Origin of the sequence: Marinobacter bryozoorum, from assembly GCF_023156245.1 — a bacterium.
GTDB lineage: Bacteria > Pseudomonadota > Gammaproteobacteria > Pseudomonadales > Oleiphilaceae > Marinobacter > Marinobacter bryozoorum.
Genome location: NZ_JAKZAH010000094.1, coordinates 1 through 1599, shown reverse-complemented (window position 1 = coordinate 1599; position 1599 = coordinate 1). Strand labels below are relative to the sequence as shown.

The window sequence follows — 1599 nt, the reverse complement described above, 5'->3', positions numbered from 1 at the left end:
CTAGCAGCCTGTCGGACTTAACCAAGCCCTATCGAAGTGAGATAATCCCTACAACATGGGCCATAACCGGACTTCAATGATGGGGCATTTTGTACTCGCTGATCGGGACACAGACTTCCTGCTTCCTCCTTCCATTCAGGATTGGTTGCCTGAGGATCACCTGGCCCGGTTTGTCGTTGAAGTGGTTGATCAACTCGATCTGTCTGAGCTCACCCGGCAATATACTGGGCGCGGTTCGCGGGCCCACCATCCTGGCGTATTGCTCAGCCTGTTGATTTATGGATACGCGACCGGCGTCTTCTCCAGCCGCAAGATTGAACGCGCCACCCACGACTCGATTGCGTTCCGTTATCTGGCGGCCAACACGCATCCGGATCATGACACGATTGCCACCTTCCGCCGTCGCTTCCTTCCTCAGGTTGAGGCTCTGTTTGTCCAGGTTCTGCTGCTGGCGCGGGAAATGAATCTGGTGAAGCTGGGCCGGATCGCTCTGGATGGCACCAAGGTGAAAGCGAACGCCAGTAAGCACAAAGCGTTGTCCTATGCACATGCAAAAAAGATCGAGGCACAACTCAAGGCGGAAGTGAGCGCACTGGCCGCCCAAGCTGAGGCAGCAGATCAGGCGCCGGTGGTTGAGGGTATGGATATCCCTGCTGAGATTGCCCGGCGTGAAGCCCGGCTGGAAGCACTGGCTGAAGCGAAGCGGGCGATTGAGGCACGAGCGCAAGAGCGCTTCGAGCAGGAACAGGCCGACTACCAGCAAAAACAGGCCAGACGGCAGGCCCAGAGGGACGCCGGAAAAAAGCCCCGGGGCCGGGCGCCTGAACCACCGCAGCCCGGCCCTCGGGATACCGATCAGGTGAATCTGACCGATGAAGAATCGCGCATCATGCCCGTCTCCGGCGGCGGCTTTGAGCAGTGTTACAACGCTCAGGCCGGGGTGGATACCGAGACGATGCTGGTTATCAGTACGCACATGACCCAGGCGACAAACGACAAACAACAGATCGCTCCAGTCATCACCCGAATAGGAGCGTTGCCGCAGGCTCTCGGCACCGTTACTGATCTGCTGGCCGATACAGGGTACTTCAGCAAAGCCAATGTCCAGGCGTGCAGGGAGAAGAACATCCAACCGTCACTGGCGGTGGCGCGCGATCAACATCACTTATCCGTGTTTGATCGGTTCGCACCCGATGATCCGGCGCCTGTGACGGACGACCCGGTGACACAGATGAAACACCAGTTAACAACCCAGTCCGGACGGGCGCTGTATGCACTGCGAAAACAAACGGTGGAGCCCGTGTTCGGAATTATCAAACAGGTGATGGGCTTGAGACAGTTCTCGATGAGGGGGCTGGAGAAGGTTGCGGGCGAGTGGACGTTAGCCACGCTAGCGTGGAATGTGAAGCGGATGAACGTGCTGAAAATGGCGGAGTGAGGGCCTTTTTTGCCCGCCCAAAGGCCTATGTGGTACACCTCAAAGTGCCATAGAGGCCAACCTGGACTCCCTGATGACCACTAACGGTCAAACTCGGGAAACCAGGCAGACAAGACAACTTTAAATAAGGCCTGTCAGGTGCAAGTCCGACAGGCTGCTAG

At 57.5% G+C, this 1599-nt stretch carries 1 protein-coding gene; it reads left to right on the top strand.

The window, feature by feature from the left end:
* Positions 1 to 79 precede the first annotated feature (79 nt).
* Positions 80 to 1438, top strand: coding sequence for an IS1182 family transposase (locus MLC59_RS19650; protein ID WP_248237290.1), 1359 nt, complete (start codon positions 80 to 82; stop codon positions 1436 to 1438).
* Positions 1439 to 1599 lie beyond the last annotated feature (161 nt).